This window comes from Streptomyces sp. NPDC004539, assembly GCF_040610055.1.
GTDB lineage: Bacteria > Actinomycetota > Actinomycetes > Streptomycetales > Streptomycetaceae > Streptomyces.
This window is the reverse complement of sequence record NZ_JBEXLS010000018.1, coordinates 73115-95532: the sequence shown is the minus strand read 5'-3', so window position 1 is coordinate 95532 and position 22418 is coordinate 73115. Positions and strand designations below refer to the sequence as shown.

Genomic DNA, 22418 nt, shown 5'->3' with positions numbered 1-22418 from the left:
GGACTTCAGGGGATGCCGGGTCTCAGGCGAGGTCGACGAGTTCTTCCAGCCCCCGCCAGATCTCCGCCGTGACCCGCACCGCCTCGTCCACGTCCTCGGCCTCGCACGCGTCGATCAGCTGGTCGTGCAGCCCGGCGGAGCGGCAGTTGCCGCCCTCCCCGAAGCGGCGGCGCTCAAGCCGGCGGATGAGCGGGGTGTAGCGGGCGATCGTCGAGGCGGCGGCGCGGTTGCCGCCGACGCGGACGAGTACGTCGTGCAGCTCGTCGTCGGCGAGGAGCGCGGCGTCGACGTCGCCCGCGACGACGGCGTCCGCGAACCGTTCGTTGGCGGTGCGCATGGCCGCGATGTCGGCCAGGGTGAGGCGGGTCACGGCGACCCGGGCCGCCAGCTCGTGCATGGCGCCGACGACGGCGGCGGCGTCCCGTACCTCGCTCGCGACGAGCGGCGTGACCCGCGTGTAGCTCTGCGGCTTGCTCTCCAGCAGCCCTTCGTCGACGAGCCGGGCGAACGCCTCGCGGACCGGGGCCCGTGACAGGCCGAGCCGCTCGGCCAGGTCGATGTCCCGCACCACCGCGCCGGGTTCGATCTCCCCGCTGACGATCGCGTCCCGAATGGCCTCGCAGGCGCGGTCCCTGAGGAGGGTGCGGCCGACCGGTCTTATGGCTTCCATAATTGAAATGTTAAATGTCAGTCAGATCGAGGGCAAGGGCTTGGCCAAGGGTGAGGGCGGGCGCGAGGCCCGCACTCCCCCGGAGTGCGGGCCTCGGTCTCAGGCGTTCCAGGGCCAGTCGGCGTTCCTGGCCCGCTCAAGGAGCGGCACCATCCGGAACGCGGCGTCCGAAAGCCCGCCGAACGTATGCCGGTTCGCCTTCCCGGAGGGGCCGTGGCCCGCCCGGTAGCCGGCGAGGTTCCAGGTGTAGACCGGGACGTCGGCCGGGACCTGCTCGGTCGGGTCGCCGTGCGAGCTGTACGCGTACTGCTCGTCGGTGACGATCAGCACCCGGTCCTGGCCCCGGTAGTGGGCGCGGATCGCGGAGACCGTGTCGGTGCCGCCGAGGTCGCCGAAGCGCTTCAGGACCCGCAGCACCGACTCCCCCTTGTCGATGTCGAGGCGCCTGCTCGTCGTACCGAACTCGACGAGGTCCGCGTCCTCGGCGCGCAGCGCGAGCGCCGTGCCGAAGATCGCCGCCGCGTCGGCCCGGTTGAGCTGCGAACGGTCCGAGAGGCGGGACCACATGGAGCCGGAGCGGTCGACGAGGACGAGCGTACGGCCGGGCAGCGCGGGCACGTTGGCCAGCGAGTGGCCGAGCGCCCGCTCCAGCGGGTACGCCCAGCGCAGCGAGGGCGCGTGCTGGTACGCGGCGAGGTAGCGGAACGGGAACTGCCGGGAACGGGCGACCTGTTCGGGGTCGCTGATGCGCGCGGCGACCTGGGCGGCGACCTCGTCGCAGACTCCGGCCTCGTCGAAGTTGCGGAGGTTCCGGATGAGCGCCATCGCCCCCATCGACGGGATCACCGCCTCCCACGCCGCCTTGTCCATCGGGCCCTGCAACCAGCCCGCCAGCGCCTCCCACGTCATCCCGGCCGCCGCCAGCCGCTCGGCGCCGCCGGGCGAGGTGACGACCGCCCGCCGCCGCTCGACCGGGAGTTCCATCAACTCGCGGTTGGCGACCAGCACTTGATCCGTCACCGGCGGGACCGCCGCCTCCGGGTGGTGCCGCCGGTCCAGCGCGTACCGGAACAGCTCGCCCTGCCAGGGCTTCGCCGGGTCCGGCGCGGCGTGCACCAGGTTGAGGATGTCGCCGAAGCGGTATCCCTTGCCCGAAGTGTCGTACTTCAGCAGGGACTTGGCGTGATACAGCCGCCGTACGGCGTCGGCGACGCCGCGCTTGACGGGCTTGGGGATGTTCCGGCCGTACGCCGCCGTCCAGTACGCGAGCAACTCGCCGGGCTCGTCCGGGCGTTGCAGTACGGAGTCGACGACCTGCCGGTTCGAGGGGCCGTCGGTGGCGCCGGCCGCGAGCCGCGCCCGTACGTACTCGGCGGCGCCGACCACGGCCGCCGTACGGAGGTTGCCCTCACCGCGCAGCCAGCCGAGCAGTCCCGCCGTCCAGTCGGGATCGGAGACCGCCAACTGGCGTACCAGCGTGGCGAACCGGTTGTCGCGGTCGGCGCCGGACTCGTAGAACGTGTCCTGGGAGACGAAATTGGCGACCGCGAGCAGAAAGAGTTCCGAGCGCGCGTCCCGCTCGTGTCCGCGACCGCCCTCGGCGGTACGCAGGGTACGGCCGGTGGTGGCGACGGGAGAGGTCGTGCGCGCCTTCGTGGCACGCGTGTTGAAACGAGCCATGGTGAATTCCCCCCGAAATTCAGTGAGTCAGGAGGGGAGGCACGGCGCGTGGAAGGTGTCCGAGGTCAGGAGTCGGCGACGGACTAATTCAGGTGCTCTACCGGATTGAGCTACGCCGGCCCAAAGCCGGCGACGGGATTCGAACCCGCAACCGCCCGATCCAAGGAAGTAACCGTTGCCTGCGCACCGGACACCCACCACAAGCCGCGCCTCCCGAGATCAAGTCGACTGCGGTATCGGATTCTTTGGAAGAGAAGTAACCGCGGTCTGCGCACCGGGAGGTGCGTTGCTTTCGTGTCTCCGACTCTAGGAGGCGCGGCCCGTGGGGGTCGAACGAATTAACGCCGCTGCCGCTTCCAAGGCCCCGTGATCGCCAGCATGATGCCCGGTGTCTGGATGTTGGCGTAGAGGGTGTGGCCGTCGGGGGAGAAGGTGACGCCGGTGAACTCGCTGTATTCGGGGGCGTCTTCGGTGCCGGCGTTGAGTTCGTTGCGGGCGATGGGGTAGGTGCGGCCGGAGTCGGTGGCGCCGAAGAGGTGCTGGACGCCCTCGCCGTCCTCGGCGATGACGAGGCCGCCGTAGGGGGAGACGGTGATGTTGTCGGGGCCGTCGAAGGCGCCGTCCTTCGCGGGGTCGGGGTTGACGCCCAGGAGGACCTTCAGGGTCAGGGTGCGGCGCTTGGGGTCGTAGAACCAGACCTGGCCGTCGTGCTGGACGGGGCTCTCGGAGCGGGCGTAGGAGGAGACGAGGTAGGCGCCGCCGTCACCCCACCACATGCCCTCCAGCTTGCGGGCGCGGGTGATCTCCCCATCGGCGAACTGCTTGCGCACGGCGACGGTCTTCGCGTCGCGGTCGGGTACGTCGATCCAGTCGACGCCGTACACCGTGCCCGTCCTGGTCGCCCGGGACAGGTCGTCGACGAACTTGCCGCCGGAGTCGAAGCACTTAGGCGCCTGGAGGACACCGGCGTCGTCGGCGAGGGTGCGGAACCTGCCCCGGCCGTGCTCGAAACCCTTCGGCGGGGTCCAGCGGAACAGCAGGCCGTTGGGGCTCGCGGCGTCCTCGGTGAGGTAGGCGTGGCCGCGCTTCGGGTCGATGACGACGGCCTCGTGGTCGTAACGCCCGAAGAACTTGAGGGGTTTGGGGTCCTTGTTGGCCCGCCGGTCGATCGGATCGACCTCGAAGACGTACCCGTGGTCCTTGGTCATGCCGTTGCTGCCGGCCCGGTCGGAGTTCTCCTCGCAGGTCAGCCAGGTGCCCCAAGGGGTGCGCCCGCCCGCGCAGTTGGTGGACGTCCCGGCGATCCCGACCCACTCCGCGACCCGTCCGTCGGGCCGGACCTCGACGACCGTGCAGCCGCCGGACGCGCCGGGGTCGTACACGAGGCCCTCGGTCAGCGGCACCGGGTGCGCCCAGTTCGCACGCGGGCCCTTCAGCTCATGGTTATTGACGAGGAGGGTCGTCCCGCGCGGCCCGTCGAAGGTGGCCGTGCCGTCGTGGTTGGACGGCGTGAACTCGCCCGACTCCAGCCTGGTCTTCCCGCTGTGCGTGATCACCCGGTACGAGAACCCGGCGGGGAGCGCCAGCAGCCCCTTGGGGTCGGGCAGCAGCGGCCCGTACCCCACTCCCCCGTGCTCGCAGCCGTCGACGTCGGTGGAGGCGAGGGCGCCCGGGGCGGACGCGAGCGCCCCGGCGCTGCCCGCCAGCGCGATCCCGGCGCCGGTGAGCGCGGATCTCGTGGCGAAGTCCCTGCGGGTGAGCGACATGGTGTCTCCTGAGACGGTCGTTTGTGCCGGTGGAGGGTGGCGCACGAAGGTCCGCCGACACGATCCCGCTCTCTTTTGAACGCCGCTTTAACAAAGCGCCAATGCCGGGTGGCCCAACCCCCGCCATCGTCCCCGCGACCGCCCCACCGCTCAACCCCCTTGCTGCGACCGCGCCTTGAACGCCGCCTTACGAGCCTCCTTGGCCACCCTCTTGTCGGGGTGCAGCCGCCCCATCGCCTCCAGCACGTCCGCCGTCGCCGGATGCCCCACCCGCCACACCGCCGCGAAGAACCCGTCGTGCTGCGCCGCCAACCCCTCGACCAGCGCCTGGAGTTCCTCGGAGTTGCCCTCCGCGGCGAGCTGCGCGGCGACCGTGTCGATGGTCAGCCAGAACACCATCTCCTCGGACGGCGCCGGCACGTCCGCGAAGCCCAGTTCACTGAGCCACACCCGGGCGAGCCCGCCCAGCTCGGCGTCGTCCAGCACCTCCCGTACGGCCGGCTCCGCCTCCGCCCCGACCAGCGACAGCGCCTGCTGGCACCGCAGCCGGCGCAGCGGGGCCCCTTCGTCGGCGCCCCGCGCGGCGGACAGCAACTCCCGTGCCGCGTCGAGGGGTTGCCGCTGCCCGAGCCACAGCTCGGTCTCGGCCCGGGCGGCCAGCGACCCGTACCCGACGGTCCCGTCGAGCAGCGCGTCGGCGCCCTTGTCGGCCAGTTCCCCCACCGCCGGTACGGCGAACCCGGCGTCGAGGAGCCGGGCCCGCAGCCCGTACCGGCCGAGGGCGGTCAGCCGGACCATCCCGTACCGCGAGACGTCCGTCTCGTCGACGCCCTCCGGGACGTCCCCCTCCATCAGCGCCTCGTCGACCGGCTCGTACTCGACGAGCCCGACCGGCTCCAGGAGGCGGAACTGGTCGTCGAGCCGCATCATCGCGTCGGAGACCTGCTCCAGGACGTCGTTGGTGGGCTCGCCCATGTCCCCGGGGACGATCATCGAGGCGGCCAGCGCGGGCAGCGGGACGGGGCCCTCGCCGGGGCCGTCCTCGCTGACGGAGAGCAGGTAGAGGTTGCCGAGGACGCCGTCGAGGAACTCCGCCTCGGCCTCGGGGTCCCAGTCCAGCTCGGAGAAGTCGACCCGGCCGCCCTCGTCCATGACCTCCATGAGCGCGTCGAGGTCGGGGGTGCCGGCGTCCGCGAGGACCGTCTCCAGGGCGGCGAGCCAGACGGCCAGGACGTCGTGCGGGGAGCCGCCGGTCAGCAGGGCGAGGTCCTCGCCGGTCCGGACGGTCCCGGCCTCCTCGTCGAGGATCTCGACGAGCCCGGCGTCCACGGCGACCCGCCACGCCTCGCTCGCGTACGCCTCCGCGTCCTCCCCGGTCAGCCCCAGCTCCTCGGCGGCGGCCGGCAGCTGCTCGTCCACGAGCCCGCCCCCGGCGTCCACCCGGGTCCCGGGGCCGGCCCACCTGGCGAGCCGCGCGGCCCGCGACAGCAGCGGCGCGGCCAGCGCCTCCCGGGCCAGCTCCGCTTCGGGGGCGAGCCGCACGGGCGGCAGGGGGGAGCTGTCTGACATCGGCTGATTCTCCTAGCGGACGGAAGTACTACGGGTACGGCCCTGACCGGACCCGTACGACCCACTCCGAAGCCTAGACGGGTTTCGCCCCATGCCACCCGGTTCATCTGCCCGCCCACCCCCGTACATGGCTGAAACCTTGACAAGTGGCTCGATCAGCAAGGAGATTGACGCGCGTAGAAACCACGGAACAACTGTTCACCCGCACTCCTGGTTCTACGCGTGTCACGTACCTGCCACACTCGTCCCAGCCGCCCGCACTCCCCCCACGCGCCTTGCCGTCCTTGCCCCGTCGTCCCGCCCCGGAGGGATCACTTGCCCAGCAAGTCGTCCGCGCGTCTCGCCGCGCTCACCGTCGCCGCCGTCTGCTCGGCCGCGTCCACCGTCGTCCTCGTCTCGCCCGCGCACGCGGACACCGTCCGCATCCACGACATCCAGGGCACGACCCGGATCTCCCCGTACGCCGGCCAGCAGGTGACGGACGTCGCGGGCATCGTCACGGGTATCCGTACGTACGGCTCGTCCAGAGGTTTCTGGATTCAGGACCCGAACCCCGACGACAACCCGGCGACCAGTGAGGGCGTCTTCGTCTTCACCAGCTCCACCCCCAAGGGCGTCGCCGTGGGTGACGCGGTCACCGTCACCGGCACCGTCTCCGAGTTCGTCCCCGGCGGCACGGCCTCCGGGAACCAGGCGATCACCGAGATCACCAAGCCGACCACCACGGTCGTCTCCAGCGGCAACGCCGTCCCGGCCCCGGTCGTGATCAGCGCCCGGTCGGTCCCGGCGGCGTACGCGCCGGCGGGCGACACCGCGGCCAACGGCTCGGTCAACGCCCTGCCCCTCCTCCCCCAGAAGTACGCCCTGGACTACTACGAGTCCCTGGAGGGCATGAACGTCCAGGTCGCCGACGCCCGTGTGGTCGGCGCCACGGACCCGTTCACCGAGCTGTGGGTGACGGTGAAGCCGTGGGAGAACGTGAACCGCCGCGGCGGCACGGTCTACGGGTCGTACGGGTCGCAGAACACCGGCCGCCTCCAGATCCAGTCGCTCGGCGCGACCGCCGACTTCCCGGTGGCGAATGTAGGGGACACCCTGTCGGGTGCGACGGCCGGCCCGCTCGACTACAACCAGTTCGGCGGCTACACCCTCGTCGCGAGCCGGCTCGGCACGCTGAAGAGCGCGGGCGTCCAGCGCGAGTCGACCCGCAAGCAGTCCCGGGGCGAGCTCGCGGTCGCGACGTACAACGTCGAGAACCTCGACCCCTCGGACAACACCTTCGCCGAGCACGCCGCCGCGATCGTGGACAACCTGAAGTCGCCCGACATCGTGTCCCTGGAGGAGATCCAGGACAACAACGGCGCGACGAACGACGGCACGACCGCCGCCGACGTCACGGTCACCAAGCTGATCGACGCGATCGTCGCGGCCGGCGGCCCGAAGTACGACTGGCGTTCGATCTCCCCGGTCGACGGCCAGGACGGCGGCGAGCCCGGCGGCAACATCCGCCAGGTGTTCCTCTTCAACCCGCAGCGCGTCTCCTTCACGGACCGCGCGGGCGGCGACGCGACGACGGCCGTCGGGGTCACGAAGGTGCGCGGCAAGGCCGAACTGACCGTCTCCCCGGGCCGGATCGACCCGGCGAACGAGGCGTGGAAGAGCAGCCGCAAGCCGCTGGTGGGCGAGTTCACCTTCCGCGGCAAGACCGTCTTCCTGATCGCCAACCACTTCAACTCCAAGGGCGGCGACCAGGCTCTGACCTCGCAGTACCAGCCCCCGGCCCGCTCCTCCGAGGTCCAGCGCCACAAGCAGGCCACGCTGGTCAACGCGTTCGTCAAGAACATCCTCGACACGCAGAAGAACGCGGACGTCATCGCGCTCGGCGACATCAACGACTTCGAGTTCTCCGACACCGCGAAGATCCTGGAGACCGACGGCGCCCTCTGGTCGGCGATCAAGTCCCTGCCGAAGAACGAGCGTTACTCCTACGTCTACCAGGGCAACGCCCAGGTCCTCGACCAGATCCTGATCAGCCCCTCGATCCGCCGCTCCTGCGACTTCGAGTACGACTCCGTGCACATCAACTCGGAGTTCCACGACCAGATCAGCGACCACGACCCGCAGGTCCTGCGCTTCCAGCCGTAGCCGTACCTGAACCCCGGCTACTACGACGGCCCGGCCCCCGATATCTCCACGGGGCCGGGCCGTTCGGCTTTCCCGCCAGGTAATTCGCCGCGTAGTGCAGCAGGTTGACGGTCACGATCGCGGGCGCGACGATCGCCGGGGCCCTCGGGAAGGCCGGTTCGAGGGAGAGCGCGAGGACGATGGCCGTGACCCCGTTCTGCTGGCCGAGGGCGAGCAGCACCCGGTCGGCGCGGCCGAGTCGGCGGGTCAGGACGGACGCGACGACGGCGTGCGCGGCGAACGCGGCGGCGCCCAGGACGAGCCCGTACCCGACGCCGACGCCCCCGACGAGGAGCATCCCCAGCAGGAACGCGGCGACGGCGTAAGCGACTTGGGTGACCGTGCCGACCCAGCGCCCGAGGAACGCGGGCCGGAAGAACAGCCCGACGACCGCGATCCCGAGCATCAGCGTGTACGACGCGGCCGGCACCAGCATGCCCACGACCAGGACGGCTCCGGTGACGTCCGCGAGGCGCCCGCGCCATCGTCGTACCGCGAGCCAGGCCAGCCCCGCGCCCGCCACCAGCACGGCGCTCCAGGCGAGTTGGGAGGCGTAGCCGTTCGCGGAGCCGCCGAGGCCCTCGCCGTCGGCGACCAGGGGGACCGTGAACGCCGTGAGGAGGACGGTCACCGGGTCGTCGAAGGAGGCCCACACGGAGAGGATCGTCTTGGCGCGCGGGGACATGCGGGAGGAGTCGCGCAGGGCGGCAACGGAGAGGGGGTCGATCTGGGCGACGGTGACCGCGAGGACGAGATACGCCGGATCGCTCACCACGGCCCACAGCGCGAGAGCGATCAACGCCGCTTTGGCGACCACCCCGACCGTCACCGCGAGGCTCAGCAGCCCCACGTGTTCGCGGGCCTCGCGCACCGAGATGCCGGAGGTGCTGCCGTAGAGGCCGACGGCGAGCAGCAGCATCGTCAGGAACAGGAACGCGCCGGACCCGGCGACCTCGCCGGTGCCCTGTCCGACCGCCCAGCCCGCCGCCAACAGGCCGATCAGTAAGCCGAGTTGTCTCACGGGCTCACGTGCTCACACAGTCACGGGCCGGTCGCGAGGACGTGCTCGACCGCGCCGGTCAGCCCGGCCATCCTGAGGTCTGCGTGGAAGACCCGGTCCTGGTTGAGGGTGACGCCGAGAAGGAAGGGCCCGTCGCCGACGACGGAGTAGTAGAGGGCGCCCTCGTCGACGTCGAGGACGGTCCGGGTGAGCCGGCCGGGCAGGACCGCCTTGAGGGAGTGGTTGAGGCGGGCGACGACGAACGGCAGCCGCTGCGCGATGTCCTGGTAGCGGTCGCGCCGGCTCTGGCGGCTGATGTTGCGGAAGTAGGGCGCGAGCGGGGCGAGTTCGAGGACGTCGGCGGAGAGGAAGCCGGCCGGGTCGAGGTAGGCGACGTAGTGCAGGTCCTCGACGGACAGGGCGGCGGAGCAGGCCGCGAGGAGCGCCTCGGCGTGCGGGCCGACGGCGCCGGAGCGGTCGGTGTGCAGGGCCTCGGCGACCGTGGTGGGCCCGCCCGGACTCGCCCCCGGCGGCGCCCCTTTGAAGGCGTCCTCCTCGAACCCCCCGTAGTTCAGGCCGCGTTGGCGCAGGGTCGCGGCGAACCGGGTGGCGAGCGCGGCCATCGCGCGGTCGCCGGACTCGTCGTGCTCGGCGCCGAGGGAGACGCCGGTGAGGTACTCGCCGGGGCGGACGTAGTAGTGGAAGACGGAGGCTTCGCCGAGTCTGAGGACCGTACGGATCAGCCGGCCGCTCTCGGCTGGGCGCAGGGCGCGGTCCATCCGGCCGAGCAGGAAGTTGAGTTGGCGGCCGACGCGGATGTAGAGGTCGCGGTCGACGGCGGCGTCCTCGGTGACCGACTCCAGTATGTCCACGGAGTAGTTGTAGACACCCCGGTGGTAGGCGGCGACGTGGTGCAGCCCGTGCGGGTGCAGCGCCTGCGCGCACAGGGCGACGAAGTCGTCGCTGGCGTCGGTGACATGGGCGGCGCGCAGCCGCAGCGGGGTCACCGTCGAGATCCCGGTGGGAGTGTCGGTTCGGTCGGGGTCCGCGGTGTCCACCACGCCTCCTCAGTGGCCGCCTGGGCCGAAGCCGGTGCGGAACAGGTCGGGTTCGAGCGCTTCGAGGCCCTCGCGGAACGCCTTGCCGTAGGGGCTCTGCGGGCCGGGCAGCGCCCCCTGGGCGACGGTCTGCGCGGCTCGGGGGTCATAGGGCAGGTCGAGAATCGTGCGTACTGCCAGTGTGTCCCTGGAAGGTCCGGCTCCAACCCGGTTTCGCGGATTCCGGCCGGAAAGTCGCGGACCCGGACCGGGTCTGTTCGCCACGTACCCCGCGAGCTTGCGCAGCAGCCCCGCCTGTTCGAGGCCGGCGGTGAGCCGGCGTACGGCGGGATGGGTACGGCCGTCCGGCGGGCCGACGAGGAAGACGTGCTCGACGGTCTCGCACACCCGGCGCGCGCACGGCCCCCAGCCGGTCCCGCAGTCGACGAGGAGGCAGCCGGCGACCTCGGCGAGGGACTCGGTGGCCCGCCCGACGATCTCGGGCAGGTCGCGCCGCTCCGTGAACGCCGAACTCCCCCTGCCGCGCAGGCCGGTGAGGAGGGACATGTCCCGGCTGAGCCCGTCCCGGGAGCGCAGCCCCCGCAGCATCGGCTGGGCGGCCCGGTCCCCCAGCGCGACCGTCTCCTCCTTGGCGAACCCGAGCAGCCCGCACGCCTGTTCGTCGACGAACCCGGAACCGATCCCGGAACCGAACCCGGCTCCGAATCCCGAACCGCCCCCGGAACCACCCCCGGACCCGCCGCCCCGCCACGCGTCCAACAGCGCCGTCAGCCCCGCGTTCTCCACATCCGCGTCCATGAGGACGACGTCCTGCCCCTTGGCCCCCATCTCCGCGTCGATCAGCGCCCCGGCGGTCGCCGTGACGAGGCTCGCCCCGGTTCCCCGCCAGGGCGAGAGCACCGCGACCGACCAGGGCTGCCCCCACTCCCGCCCGTCCCGCACGGCCGTACCCCTCTCTCGCACTGTCAAGTCACCACCTCATGCCCCGGATTCGGCCCCTGACGCTCGATCAGATGTACGGTATGTCCAGATCGATCTCGGTCCGCGCGGCACCCGGTGCGCCGGCGGTACGGGCCTGGCTGTCCTGGAGGTTGCCGGCGGCGAACGCGGTGAGGGGATGGTCGTCGCCGCACCGGACGCGCAGGCGTTCGTAGATGCGGTGGTCGAGGTCGAGAGCGGCGGCCGACTCCCCCACGTACACCAGGGCGTTGGCGTGGTCGAGCCCGGCGATCAACGTCAGCGGATGGTCGTCGCCCAGGCTTTCGGCGAGTCCCCGCCAGCCCTGTTCGCCGGCTTCGAGCATGCCGTCGAGGATGCCCGCGGAGCGCCGGCACAGCGCGAGGTCGGCCTGCGCGATGCGGTGGAAGGGGTGGCCCTCGTGCCAGGCCGCGTACCCGCGCACGGAGTCCTCGGCGAGCCGGCACGCCTGCGCGTGCTCACCGAGGAGCCGCAGGTCGGCGGCCAACGCGAGCCCGGCGGCGAGGCGTTCGTGGTGGTCGGGTCCGGCGTAGGCGAGCCAGCCCGCCATGGCGTCCGCGTCGCACTTGCGGGCGGTGCTGAGCCGGTCGGGGTCGTGGCGGCCGGTGCGGCGCAGGGTCGCGGCGAGTGCGCGGCCCGCGTAGAGGGTGACGGGGTCGGACTCGCCGTGGTGGCGTTCGGCGTCCGCGAACGCCTGCCGGAGCTGGGCGAGGGAGGTGGCGTAGTCGCCGGACTCCCGGTAGCGGCAGCCGAGTTGGACGGCGAGGCTGAGGGTCAGCTCGTGCTGGATGCCGAGGACGCGGCGGCAGCGTTCGTAGGTCTCGCGGTGCAGGTCGAGGGCTTCGGCGGTCATGCCGACCATGGCCAGGGAGAGGCCGAGGTTGAGAAACGCCATCAGGCTGTAGGGGTTGTCGGCGCCGAAGACCGTGGTGAGGATGTCGGCGGTCGACTGGTCCTCGGCGAACGCGTCCTGGACCTGGCCGAGGGCGCGCAGTTCGGCGCCCCGGCCGGTGGCGGAGCGCAGGGTGTAGGGGTGTTCCAGGCCGAGTTGGGCGCGCAGCCGGTTCAGCGCGCGGTGGTTGATCTCCTCGGCGTCGGCGAAGCGGCCCGCGTCCCGGTGGACGTTGCCGAGTTCGACGGCGAGCCGCAACGTCGGTACGTCGGTGGTGACTTCGAGTGTGCCGTGGCGCTCCGTCCAGGTCTCCAGGAGCTGTTCGGCGAGTGTGCGGGCGGGGTCGAGGCGGCGGGCGAGGCGCCGGTGGCGGACCTGTCCGACGAGCCAGCGCCGTACGTCCGGGTCGTCGCTGCCGGCCGCGCCGCTCGGGTCGACGTGCTGGTCGAGTTCCTCGAACACGCCCTGGTCTCCGGCGTCGGGCTCGGGCGGGACGAGGGAGGCGAGGACGCGGTGGGCGGCGGCGCGGGAGCCCTGGAACTCCTCGGCGGTGAGGGCGTCGCGCAGGAAGCGCAGGCCCATCGGGTCGCCGACGACGCGGCCGACGCCGTAGTCGATGCGGGCGAGGGCGCGTTCGCAGAGCGCGTGGAAGGCGCGGCCCGGGGTGGCGGGGCCCGCCGTCTCGTTCTCGGGGTCCAGCAGGCGCAGGGCGGCGGGGCTGCGCAGGACGTCGAGGGCGGCGCCGGCCGGGGAGAGGTGGGCGAGGAGCAGCAGGAACCGTTCGGCGGCGGGGAGGTCGGCGCGCAGCGACTCCATGGAGACGGCCCAGGTGGCGTGCGCGGCGGCCGGGTAGCCGGGTTCGGCGCCCGCCCGGGTACGGCGGCCCTCGGCGCGGTCGCGCATGGCGCGGACGTAGGCGGCGACGGCCTCGCGCAGCGGGAGTCCGGTGTTCTTGACGTAGGCGGCGGCCTGTTCGACGGTCTGCGGGAGGCGGCCGGAGACGTCGAGGATGTCCTGGGCGAGCGCGGGCGACAACCCGGGGAAGTGCAGGCGCAGTTGCTCGCCCGCCTCGGCCTCGGTGGGCATGCCGATCTCGAACGGGCGGCCGGTGGCCTGCCAGTCGTCGGCGTCGGAGGTGACGAGGACGTGGCTGCCGCCGCCGGGCAGCAGGCCGCCGAGGTCGGCGGGGCGGCGGACGTCGTCGTAGACGAGGAGGAAGCGCTGGTGGTCCCGCCAGCCGCCGGCGAGGGCCTCCAGGGTGCGGGGGACGGCGTCGGTGGCGGAGCGCCGGGCGACGCCCAACCGCTCGCCGAGCGCCGCGAGTTCGTCGCGGACGCCGGTGGCGGTGTCGGCGCGCAGCCACCAGATCGCGTCGTAGTCGGAGGCGAACCGGTAGGCGAACTCCAGGGCGATCCGGCTCTTTCCGACGCCGAGCGGTCCGGTGAGGATCGCGGGGGCGACGGGCCGGCCGGGCGGGAAGGCGTCGCGCAGGGCGTCGAGGCACTCCTCGCGGCCCTGGAAGGTGGCGCCTCGCGGCGGGGTCTTCCAGATCCTCGGATAGCTGCCGGGGAACCGTACCCCGCCCGAACCCGGGGTGCGGGGCTGGCCGTTCTGCGCGAAGTGCTCCAACAGCAGCTCCTCGGCCTCGTGTTCGCCGAGGTTCTGGAGGTGCGGCCCCTTGAGGTCGCCGAGCGGCGGCCGGACCCGGGTCTCCTCGACCCGTACGGCGACGATCGAGTCGGTCCGGTCCCCCGACCCGAGCCGCCCGGCGGCCCGCATGTGCTGCTCGATGACCGCGTCGAGCGCGGGCGCGGACTGGAGGGCGGGGGAGACGACGAGGACGGTGTACGACGGTTTCGCGTCCGCCGGCGCGGAGTTCGGGTCCCACCGGGCGGTCGTCTCGCAGCTGATGCCGAGCCGGGCGAGGACGCCGCGAATCCACTCGGCCCACAGCCGGTCGCGGGCGGCGTGCACGATCCGGGCGGTGCGCCCGCCGGGGCTGCGGACCTCCTCGAAGCGTTCGGCGAACCGGAGGCGTAGGGGTTCGGGGACGGGCCGGACGGAGGAGACCTTGCCCCGGCTGATCTCCTGCGCGATCCGTACGTAGGCGTCGAGTTGGAGGGATTTGGTGCCGGGTCGCAGGATGAAGGGGACGAGGGTCTCCTCGTAGGCGAACGCGGGGTGGTGGGGGACCTCGACCTGGCCCCAGTACTCGTCGAGGGAGCCGGTGGTGAGGGGGGCGACGAGTCCGGCGAAGCGCTGTTCGACGTAGGCGCGGCGGCGGCCGGCCTTGCCGGGTTCGGCGTGCTCGACGCGCATCGGGACGGGCAGGATGCGGATCTCCCGGCCTGCCTCGCGGGCCTGTTGGTGGATCTGGTGGGCGACGGAGGCGGTGCCCTCGATGGACTGGTTGCTGAGGTTGAACCCGGCGACGACGACGTCGGGCAGCCACAGCGTGCACACGCTCGCGTTGTCGGAGTGGCCGGTGCGGCTGTCGATCAGGACGTAGTCGTACGGCCCTTGGCGCAGCCGTTCGCGCAACGCCCCGACGAAGCGCCGCCCTTGGTGCTGGCCGTAGAAGGCGGCCCAGTCGAAGTAGGCGACGCGTTCGCTGTACTCGTCGTTCTGGACGCCGGGGCCGAGGTAGTCGATGGTGCCCGGGGCGGGGAAGTCGCTCCAGCGGACGGTGTCGCGGTGGGCGAGGACGTCGGTGTGCTCCGACAGGAGTTCGCCGAGGCGGTGCTCGAAGGCGGCGTCGTCGGTGGCCTGGCCGAGCAGGGCCTCGACGTCGCGGCCGTAGCCCTGGACGAGGTCGACGACGCCGGTGGTGCGGCTCAACTCCGGATCGTTCAGGAAGGGATGGTAGAAGCGGTGGAGCCCGGGGGACTCCAGGTCCCAGTCGACGACGAGCACACGGCTGCCCTCGGTCGCCAGAATCCAGGCGACGTTGGCCAGGGCCATCGTGCGGCCCACGCCTCCCTTGTAGGAGTAGAACGTGACTACGGTCGCCGGTTCATGGGCGGCCTCGGCGCCGGGCGGCTCCGGCTCCACGCTGCTCATTGCTGCTGCTCCACCTGTTCGCGTCAGCCATGCGGTCCGCGCAGGACGGGACGCTCACCGTCCTGCGGGGAGGAGAACCACGATCTGGTGCGACGGGGCGGGTCCGGCCGCTCGGTCGCGGCCCCAGGCGGGGCCGTCTCCCGTGGCGTACCGGTGCGCCCGCCGAGCCACGGTACCGGTACGGGGGCAAGGTGCACATCCCATGAGACGGCAGACGTACGGGACATAGCCCGGAATGGGGTGAGGTACCCGACATCGTGTGCGGTCATGGTGGGTGGTGTGCGGTCGGCGGCGGAGAGCACCCGGTCGACGACATTCCGCACCAGCCTCAGATAGCCGCCCCGTGCCGCCGGGTCGCGCAGCAGCGGGCCCACTCCGCTGCGGGGATAGTCGGCGCCGGTGGCGGGGCCCGACCGGCGGGCCGTCTCCTCCAGCAGCCGCGCGGGCAGTCCGGTGCTCTGCCACACCACCTCGACGGGCCGCACCGAGGCGTCGCCGGTGCGGTGCCGGCGCCAGTTGAGGCGCTCCTCGAAGACCGAGAGGTCGTAGGTGCAGGAGGGGCTGCGGAAGTACTCCTGGGAGTAGAGGACCACGAGGCAGCGGCAGTTCATCGCCGGGACCTCGGGCGGCGGGGCGAGTGCGAGGCCGTCGCCGCGGCGGTGGTCGGCGAGGAGTCCGTCGTACCCGGGCCGGCGGCCCTTGCGGTCGTGGATCTCCGTCTGGAGGTCCGCGTGGAAGTGCTCGACGTCGCGCCGGCCCACGCCCTCGACCGCATGGCTGACGAAGAAGTAGGGCACCATGCTCGCCTCCCCCCGGACCCCGCCGGGCCCTTGCGTTCCCTTGATCATTGCAACGGCTCCACCCCGGCGGGCCTCCCCATGGTAGGAGGATTCCCTTGCCCTGTAACGGGGTTGTGACAGCCTTTCACCAGTGCGAGGAGACTGTCGTTCACTCGTTCGGAAACGTGCGCGATGAACGCCCGGAGGTCGGCGCAGTAGCACGACGGGTTGTCGTAACCGTTCTCCCGCCGGTACCGGTGCGCCCGCAGTCCACCGCCGCACACCTGGACGACGGGACAGTCCCGGCAGGTGCCGCACAGCCCCGCGAGACCGGCCCGCTCGGCCGCGAACCCCGGATGCCGGCCCGCCTCGTCGAAGCTGTGCCGGCGGACGTCGAACCCGGTGTGCGCGGCGCCCTCGTGGACGGCCTTGAGGATGTCGTTCAGCTCGATCGAGCCGTCGGGCTGGACCACGACGACGTCCGAGCCCCCGATTCCCCACAGTTCGGTGCCGGTCGCCCCGCCGAGCAGGACGTCCACCAGCGAGTCGAACATCCGCACCGGGACCTCCCTGACCGGCGCGTCGAACCACCGGTCGAACACCGCCGCGAGCCAGTGGGCGTACGGGGTGGTCGTGGACGGCAGTCCGGGCGGCGGGTGTTGACGGGTGCCGAGCGGCAACAGGAGGTCCAGCGAGGGGGGTTGCTGGGCGAGGAGCGCCTCGTAGGTCTCGACCGGGTCGGCCGCGAGATCGACGGTGCACAGCAACCCGCCGTACAGCGCGGGGCGTTCGCGCAGCAGCTCCAGCGCCGCGAGTACGGCGTCGTAGGTCCCCTCGCCCGAGACGCGACGCCTGCGCCGGTCGTGCGCCTCCCTCGTGCCGTCGAGACTGACGCCGGCGCGGATGCCGTACCGCTCGAAGAGGTCCAGCCAACTCCGGTCGAGCTGGGCGCCGTTGGTCTGGACGACGAGGTCCAGCGGGGTGTCCAGGTCCCGCCACGCCTCGCGCAGCGCCCGCGCGAAGTGGGCGACTCGGCGGCGGCCCGCGAGGAGGGGTTCGCCGCCGTGCAGCATGACGCGGGCGCGGGGCGGGCGGTGTCCGCGGACCTGCTCCGCTATCCGACGGACCGTCAACTCCCGTACCGGGTACGGCATCGCGCGCGGTTGGGTGGACCAGCCGGTGTCGCGCAGGGCGTAGACGTAGCAGTCGGGGCAGGCGAAGTCGCAGCGGCTGTGCAGTTTGACGACGAACTGGGAGAAGGTGGGTGGGGAGGGGGTCGGCGGGCCGGGATTCAGCGGGGCGGGATCGAGTGGGGCGGCATTGAGTAGGCCGGCATTGAGTGGGGCGGCATTGAGTGGGGCGGCATTGAGTGGGGCGGCGTCACACCGCACTGTGCCACCCCGGCGGGGTGAGGGGAGCGTTCCCGTCCCGGCCGCTCTCGCCCCAGTTGCTCTCGACCCGGCGCAGCAGCGCCTCGATCATCGCCGAACGCGGCAGGCGCGCGGCCCGTTCGGCGGGCACCTCGCACGCCAGTCCGGGCAAGCCGCCCCGCTCCGGTCCGGGTAAGTCGCCCCGCTCCCGGCCGCCTTCACGGCCGCTCTCGGTCGTCGTCACGCCGGCCTCCCCTCCCGGGCCCCGCGCTGACGCCGGGACCGCCCTCGGACCCTGCTAAAGTCCGGGACTCGTGAGACGTCGGCGAATATCACCCCGTACGCCTGACGTGTCCCCGTACGCCTGACGCGTGCGCCCGCCAGGCACTCTTCACTGTACCCAGGGCGGTCTGGGAAGCCTATCCTCAGAAAGCGGGGGGACCCTGACCGACCGGGGGCCAGACGCTGCGAGGCACATGTCCAGGCCGGTGAGCAACGCCCTGCCGGCTTCCCGGCGGCAGTCTGCGAGGGGCGCGTGGATCGATCCGTCAACTACTTCTACACCAGCTGCACCCGGAACGACGGCTGGCCGTCGCTCAGCCGTTTCCACGCCGACCTGGAGTACCGGCTCAAGGCCCAGGAGGGCCTGTGGGTGGCCGGCGTGCTCGGCCCGCAGACGGGCTCGGGGCCGGTGCTGGAGAGCGGGGTCACGCAGGTCGGCGTGATGGTCGCGCTGTACTCCCCGGAGTACTTCCGCGACCGTGACTGCGGCCTGGAGTGGGCGGTGTTCCGGCACCGCATCCGCAGCCAGGAGTTCCTCACGGACCGGCCTGTCACGGACTGCCTGATCCCCCTCGTGTGGAAGCCGGTCCCCCGCTCCGAACGCCCCCGGGACATCCCCGACCCCTGGCCGTTCCTCGCCGATCTGCCGGGCGCCGACTCCGAGGCCGGCCAACTGTACGAGAACAGGGGGCTGTCGGGCCTGATGCAGTCCCAACTCCCCGAGGCGAACGACCTGTACGTCGCCCTGCTCGGCCTCCTCGCCCGCCGCATCGCCACCGCGCGCACCGTGGGCCTCGAACCCCTGGAGGGCATCCGCCCGCTCTCCCTGCACCCCGCGTTCGGTACGACGCGCTCACACCTGCGCCGTCCCGCCCCCACTCCCGGCCGCACGGTGGTCCGTACGGGCCCCGGACTCCGCGAGGACGACGGCTACCTGCACTTCTCCGACACCGGCCACCGCCCCGGGCGGCCCCTCGAACTCCGTTCGGTGGCCATCAGTTACGTCGGCGCGGACCAGCCGTGGGCGGACTGGATGCAGGAGGTGCTGGAGGAGGACCCGGGCGACACCGGCGTCGAGGTCCACCAGGTGCGCTGGAGAACGGAGTTGGAGCCGCTGTCGGAGGCGGTCGCGCGGGCGCGGGCGGAGGGGACGCGGGTCGTCGTCGTGTTCTCCCGGAGCTACTTCACGGCCGGGGCGCCGGACCCGTACCAGTGGGAGGAGGTGTTCGTCGGGCCGGACGCGGCGGATCTGATCCCCGTTCAGATCGACGCCGAGCCACGGCCGTTGCTGGTGCGCCGGGGGGTCGCGGTGGTGCAGCTGACCGGATCGGACGAGGGCCAGGCGCAGTTGCTGCGGGACATGGTCGACGACGCGGGGCCGACGGTGCCGGGGCAGCGCGGGGGAGAGCCCCGGTGACGCTTCCCCACCCCCTGCCCCTGCCCCAGCCCCGCTCGGCGACGGCCCCGCCGCCCATATCCAACATCCCTGAGCAGAGCCGCCCGTTCGAGGGCCGGGACGAGCAGATCGCCCATCTGATGAAGCTGTTCTCCCAGTACGGGCACGTACTGCTGCACGACGCGGAGCCGGGCGAGGGCTTCGGCAAGACGCAGATGGCGATCGCGTTCTGCAAGCGGTTCACCCGGCGTTACACCGTCGCCTGGTGGTTCGAGTGCTCCGGGGAGACCGACGACACCCGGCTGGCCGCGCTCATCGACCGCCAGTACCGCGAGCTGCGCGAGCGCTGCGCGAAGACGTTCGGCGCACCGCCGGAGCCCCGGCCCGACAGCAAGTGGCTCTTCGTGTACGACAACGTGTCGGACCCGGACCGGATCTACGACCACTTCGTGCCGGGGACGAGTCACCGCCTGGTCACGTCCCGCGCGAAGGGTTCGACCTGGGGCGACAACCACCTGGCGCTCGACGGCCTGAGCGTGGCGGTCGCGGAGGCCCTCCTCCTGGAGCACGCCCCGCTCACCACCGAGCAGGCCGAACACCTCGCCCGCCGCGCCAACGGCCACCCCGGCGCGCTGCTCAACGCGGCCGAGATGGTCTACCAGTTCGGGTACGACGAGTACCTGCGCCAACTCGCGCCCGCACCGGCCTCGTTGGACACCCCGCCGCACGGCACGCTGATCCCGTACACCGCGAACCTGCTCGGCCAGGCCGACAAGCGCACCCTGATCGCGGCCCTCATGCGCTCCCCCGTCAACGGCACCCGCGAGACCTTCGACCTGTGGCTCCAGTCCGTCCAACTGGCCGTCAAACCGGTGCGGCTGGCCCCGCTGAGCGACGCCGGCTCGATGCTCAACCGCACGATCGCCATCGTCAACTTCGCGCTCTCCCAGCAGACTCCGAAAGTGCTCTGCGCCATGGCCGACGCCCTGGAGGAACAGGGTGAGCACGAGGCGACCGGCGAGGTGCGCCGCCTCGCGGACAAGGCGGTCACCGACTGGCCCTCGAACGGCCGTCACTGACCCCGTTCCCGGAACCGCGCGTTCTCCCCGGGCATTTCGGGCACACTCGGGAGATGCCGGTCCGCCGGACCTGGCCACGGGGAGGACCGATGACCGAGCGACCGCCGTTCTTCTTCACCAGCTACGCCGAACGCCGGGCCGACAACTCGCTGGTGGAGGCGTTCCACCGACGCCTCCAGCAGGAGGCGGAGATCAAGCGCGGGCGTTCCGCGTCCCACGACGGCTTCCTCAACGTCGGCTCGCTGGAGCTCGGCGAGGGGTGGCGGCTCAAGATCGGCTCGGCGCTCGGGCGGACCCGGTTCCTGGTCGTGCTGCTCACCGACGACTACCTCGTCAGCCCGTGGTGCGCGCGGGAGTGGGCGGTCGTGAGAGACCGGGTACGACGCGCCGCCCCCGAGGAGCCGATCGCGGTCCTCCCCCTCTTCTGGACCCGCCTCAGCCGCGAACTCCCCGCCGAGATCGCCGACTTGCAGCTCCGGATGGCGGCGCTCGGCACCGGGTACACGGACACGTGCCTGGTGGATCTGATGCGGGGGGACACGGCGGGGTACGAGAGGTTCGTCATCGGGCTGACGGACCACATGGTGAAGGCCGCGGCGGTGGAACTGCCGGAGATGGACGCGGAGTCGGCGGCGTACTATCCACCGGCGTTCGGGTTGGGGGCACCGGAGAGCACGGCGGCGGCGGAGGAGGCGTCGCGAGAAGCGGCGGGAGAGGCAGCGGGAGAGGCGGGGAAGCCCACCGCGGAGGCGGCGAGGGAAGCGGCGAAGCCCACCACAGAGGCAGCGAAGGCCACCGCAGAACCCCCGGCACCCCCGGCAGTCGCCCCCTTCGGCCCCACCGAACGGCGTGCCCTCATCGAGGCGTTCCTCCGCTCCCCGCTCGCCAACACTCACGAGACCTACAACCTCTGGCTGGAGTCCGTCCGACTCTTCATCGCCCCCGCCCAACTGGCCCCCGGCACGGATTCCGGCAGCCTCCGCAACCGTGTCATCGCCCTGGTGAACTTCGCCCGGAAACAGCCGACCCCGGCCGTCCTGCTGGCCTTCGCCGAGTGCCTGGCAGACCTCGGCGACGACGAGGCGACCACCGAAGTACGCCGCCTCGTCGACCTGGCCGCGGCCGACTGGTCGTAACCACCCACAGCCACCCACAACCGCCCACGACCACCCACGCCCCCACGTCTACTTCCCGAACACCCCGTCCAGCCACCCCTGCCACGCCGCCCCCGTACCCTCCGCGTCGGCGCCCTCCGCGAAGTCATGCACACTGATCCCCACGGGAGCCCCCCACCTCCCCCGCCCGAACACCCGAACAAGCGCGTGCTCGGTCCGCAACCCGATGAACTCCGGCGTCCGGTAGTCGAGTACGGCGTCGAACTCCCCGGGCCCCCGCACCCGCAGCTTCGCCCCGACGTCCTCCCCGACCCCCAACTCCCGCGCCACGAGGGCGAGGGCGTCGCCCGTCGCGGAGGCGGCCGGCCCCTCGGCGGCCGAGAAGACCACGGCACTCGGCGCGAAGTGCACCAAGTACTCGCGCAGGGTGTGCAGATAGAAGTCGGTGTGCCGCCCGGCCCCGTCGTACTGGTTCTCCCAGTCGTCGACGAAGATCCCGCTGTGCACGTACCGCACCCAGGCCCGCCGCCCCTCGTCCCGCGCCTCGATCGTGTAGTCGAGCTGGTTGCGGGACTGGACGGCCATCCCGACGTCGTCACTCAGGTTGGTGTAGCGGTGGGGCGGGTCCCACGCGGTGACGGTGGAGCCGAAGGGCCCGCTCCCGCCGAGCCGCGGCTCGGGCGCCTCCATGGGCCACAGATACGCACCGGGATTCCCGGTCACCGTCTCCCACACCTGTTCCGGCGTGGCGTCCACCTCGAACTCGCGGACGATCTCGAATTCCTTCTCGGCACCTTGGGACATGGCATGGCTCCTGACTAATCGGTCAACTCGTCGCGAGACGGCTGCTCTTCGGATGACATCTGCTCTTCGGACGACTTCTTGAGCGTCGGATGCAGCCCGAGGACGATCCGGTGATCCCGTCCGCCCGCCGCGTCCGGCGCGTCGTACTTACGGATCAGCGCACTCACCCCGGCCGTCAACTCCTGCACGAACGCGGCCCGTTCGGCGGCGGAGGCGAACCTCACCTCCCCGTCCAACGCGTACGTCGCCAGCGGCTTGCGCGCCTTCGCCGCGCCGGTGATCAGCGAGCCGACGTCCCGGACGAGCCGGGCGCCGAGCGCGAGCAGCCAGCGCGCGGAGAGCTGGTCCCGGAACCTGTCCGGGTCCGGCTGCACCTCGGCGAGGGCGAGCGGCGAGATGACGTACGACGCGGCGGTGGCCCGCATCAGCCGCTCGGTGACGTTCCCCTTGCGCCGCTCGCCGGCCAGCTCCACCAGGCCGTGCCGCTCCAGCGCCTTGAGGTGGTAGTTCACCTTCTGCCGGGGCAGCCCGACCTGCCCGGCCAGCATCGCGGCCGACGCGGGGCCCGCCGCCAGCTCCGCCAGCAGGCGGGCCCTTATCGGGTCCAGCGTCGCGGCTGCCGCCTCGGGGTTCTCGATCACGGTGACGTCCAGCATGGGTCCACCGTCTCACCGAAAACTTTTTTTGTCCAGGAGAGATATTTCGTCGGTGGACTCAACAAATCAGCATCACTAAC

The 22418-nt window shown here is 72.0% G+C and carries 17 protein-coding genes; 4 read left to right on the top strand and 13 right to left on the bottom strand.

Translation table 11 applies throughout. The features are described from left to right. Nucleotides 1-22: 22 nt before the first annotated feature. From ABZX85_RS31855 to ABZX85_RS31840, 4 genes are all read right to left on the bottom strand, one after another. Nucleotides 23-670 (bottom strand): GntR family transcriptional regulator, encoded by a 648-nt coding sequence (locus tag ABZX85_RS31855; protein ID WP_355876167.1) that lies wholly within the window; start codon nt 668-670, stop codon nt 23-25. Between the two features lie 99 nt (nt 671-769). Further along, the gene (locus ABZX85_RS31850; RefSeq protein WP_355876164.1) at nt 770-2350 is read right to left on the bottom strand and encodes a TROVE domain-containing protein; all 1581 of its coding nucleotides are present in this window, start codon (nt 2348-2350) and stop codon (nt 770-772) included. A gap of 338 nt (nt 2351-2688) precedes the next feature. Beyond that, nucleotides 2689-4116, bottom strand: coding sequence for an alkaline phosphatase PhoX (locus ABZX85_RS31845; RefSeq protein ID WP_355876161.1), 1428 nt, complete (start codon nt 4114-4116; stop codon nt 2689-2691). A 150-nt stretch (nt 4117-4266) separates the two neighbouring features. Next, nucleotides 4267-5685, bottom strand: a complete 1419-nt coding sequence (locus ABZX85_RS31840) for a hypothetical protein (protein WP_355876158.1) — start codon at nt 5683-5685, stop codon at nt 4267-4269. 315 nt (nt 5686-6000) lie between these two features. Here ABZX85_RS31840 and ABZX85_RS31835 point away from each other — a divergent pair, with 315 nt between their 5' ends. Beyond that, the gene (locus ABZX85_RS31835; protein ID WP_355876155.1) at nt 6001-7830 is read left to right on the top strand and encodes an endonuclease/exonuclease/phosphatase family protein; all 1830 of its coding nucleotides are present in this window, start codon (nt 6001-6003) and stop codon (nt 7828-7830) included. Here the strand turns inward: ABZX85_RS31835 and ABZX85_RS31830 are convergent. The 7 genes from ABZX85_RS31830 to ABZX85_RS31800 are packed head-to-tail and all read right to left on the bottom strand — an operon-like array spanning nt 7790 to nt 17250. Beyond that, the gene (locus ABZX85_RS31830; RefSeq protein WP_355876152.1) at nt 7790-8890 is read right to left on the bottom strand and encodes a hypothetical protein; all 1101 of its coding nucleotides are present in this window, start codon (nt 8888-8890) and stop codon (nt 7790-7792) included. The genes ABZX85_RS31835 and ABZX85_RS31830 overlap by 41 nt on opposite strands. Nucleotides 8891-8910: 20 nt before the next feature. Next, nucleotides 8911-9927, bottom strand: coding sequence for a hypothetical protein (locus ABZX85_RS31825; RefSeq protein WP_355876149.1), 1017 nt, complete (start codon nt 9925-9927; stop codon nt 8911-8913). Between the two features lie 9 nt (nt 9928-9936). Further along, nucleotides 9937-10896: a hypothetical protein gene (locus ABZX85_RS31820; protein WP_355876146.1), complete on the bottom strand. Its 960-nt coding sequence runs from the start codon at nt 10894-10896 to the stop codon at nt 9937-9939. A 40-nt stretch (nt 10897-10936) separates the two neighbouring features. Then, on the bottom strand, nt 10937-14857 hold the full coding sequence (fxsT, locus tag ABZX85_RS31815) for an FxSxx-COOH system tetratricopeptide repeat protein (protein ID WP_355876143.1): 3921 nt from the start codon (nt 14855-14857) through the stop codon (nt 10937-10939). A 23-nt stretch (nt 14858-14880) separates the two neighbouring features. Then, nucleotides 14881-15705, bottom strand: a complete 825-nt coding sequence (locus ABZX85_RS31810) for a hypothetical protein (RefSeq protein ID WP_355876140.1) — start codon at nt 15703-15705, stop codon at nt 14881-14883. Further along, on the bottom strand, nt 15702-17027 hold the full coding sequence (locus tag ABZX85_RS31805; RefSeq protein WP_355876138.1) for an FxsB family cyclophane-forming radical SAM/SPASM peptide maturase: 1326 nt from the start codon (nt 17025-17027) through the stop codon (nt 15702-15704). Before ABZX85_RS31805 ends, ABZX85_RS31810 begins: the two co-directional genes overlap by 4 nt. After that, a complete protein-coding gene (locus ABZX85_RS31800; protein WP_355876135.1) occupies nt 17017-17250 on the bottom strand; it encodes a hypothetical protein in 234 nt (77 codons plus the stop codon). The genes ABZX85_RS31805 and ABZX85_RS31800 overlap by 11 nt, the downstream gene beginning before the upstream one ends. Nucleotides 17251-17541: 291 nt before the next feature. On the opposite strand from ABZX85_RS31800, the gene ABZX85_RS31795 reads away from it, so the two are divergent. The 3 genes from ABZX85_RS31795 to ABZX85_RS31785 all read left to right on the top strand — a co-directional run bounded on the left by ABZX85_RS31795 (nt 17542) and on the right by ABZX85_RS31785 (nt 20899). Next, complete coding sequence (locus ABZX85_RS31795) at nt 17542-18705, top strand: toll/interleukin-1 receptor domain-containing protein (RefSeq protein WP_355876132.1); 1164 nt, start codon at nt 17542-17544, stop codon at nt 18703-18705. Further along, nucleotides 18702-19763: a hypothetical protein gene (locus ABZX85_RS31790; protein ID WP_355876129.1), complete on the top strand. Its 1062-nt coding sequence runs from the start codon at nt 18702-18704 to the stop codon at nt 19761-19763. The genes ABZX85_RS31795 and ABZX85_RS31790 overlap by 4 nt, the downstream gene beginning before the upstream one ends. 89 nt (nt 19764-19852) lie before the next feature. Next, complete coding sequence (locus ABZX85_RS31785) at nt 19853-20899, top strand: toll/interleukin-1 receptor domain-containing protein (protein WP_355876126.1); 1047 nt, start codon at nt 19853-19855, stop codon at nt 20897-20899. A gap of 48 nt (nt 20900-20947) precedes the next feature. Here ABZX85_RS31785 and ABZX85_RS31780 read toward each other — a convergent pair whose 3' ends face one another. Together ABZX85_RS31780 and ABZX85_RS31775 are read right to left on the bottom strand one after the other, a co-directional pair. Continuing rightward, on the bottom strand, nt 20948-21682 hold the full coding sequence (locus ABZX85_RS31780) for an SRPBCC domain-containing protein (RefSeq protein WP_355876124.1): 735 nt from the start codon (nt 21680-21682) through the stop codon (nt 20948-20950). A gap of 14 nt (nt 21683-21696) precedes the next feature. Next, nucleotides 21697-22338 carry a helix-turn-helix domain-containing protein gene (locus tag ABZX85_RS31775; protein ID WP_355876121.1) on the bottom strand — a complete coding sequence of 214 codons (642 nt, stop codon included), beginning with the start codon at nt 22336-22338 and terminating at the stop codon, nt 21697-21699. Nucleotides 22339-22418: the final 80 nt, after the last annotated feature.

What these genes read in the sequence shown, in the direction of transcription:
- ABZX85_RS31855 (WP_355876167.1), bottom strand. Translation starts at nt 670, where the DNA reads ATGGAAGCCATAAGACCGGTCGGCCGCACCCTCCTCAGGGACCGCGCC.
- ABZX85_RS31850 (WP_355876164.1), bottom strand. Translation starts at nt 2,350, where the DNA reads ATGGCTCGTTTCAACACGCGTGCCACGAAGGCGCGCACGACCTCTCCC.
- ABZX85_RS31845 (WP_355876161.1), bottom strand. Translation starts at nt 4,116, where the DNA reads ATGTCGCTCACCCGCAGGGACTTCGCCACGAGATCCGCGCTCACCGGC.
- ABZX85_RS31840 (WP_355876158.1), bottom strand. Translation starts at nt 5,685, where the DNA reads ATGTCAGACAGCTCCCCCCTGCCGCCCGTGCGGCTCGCCCCCGAAGCG.
- fxsT (WP_355876143.1), bottom strand. Translation starts at nt 14,857, where the DNA reads ATGAGCAGCGTGGAGCCGGAGCCGCCCGGCGCCGAGGCCGCCCATGAA.
- ABZX85_RS31810 (WP_355876140.1), bottom strand. Translation starts at nt 15,705, where the DNA reads ATGATCAAGGGAACGCAAGGGCCCGGCGGGGTCCGGGGGGAGGCGAGC.
- ABZX85_RS31785 (WP_355876126.1), top strand. Translation starts at nt 19,853, where the DNA reads ATGACCGAGCGACCGCCGTTCTTCTTCACCAGCTACGCCGAACGCCGG.
- ABZX85_RS31780 (WP_355876124.1), bottom strand. Translation starts at nt 21,682, where the DNA reads ATGTCCCAAGGTGCCGAGAAGGAATTCGAGATCGTCCGCGAGTTCGAG.
- ABZX85_RS31775 (WP_355876121.1), bottom strand. Translation starts at nt 22,338, where the DNA reads ATGCTGGACGTCACCGTGATCGAGAACCCCGAGGCGGCAGCCGCGACG.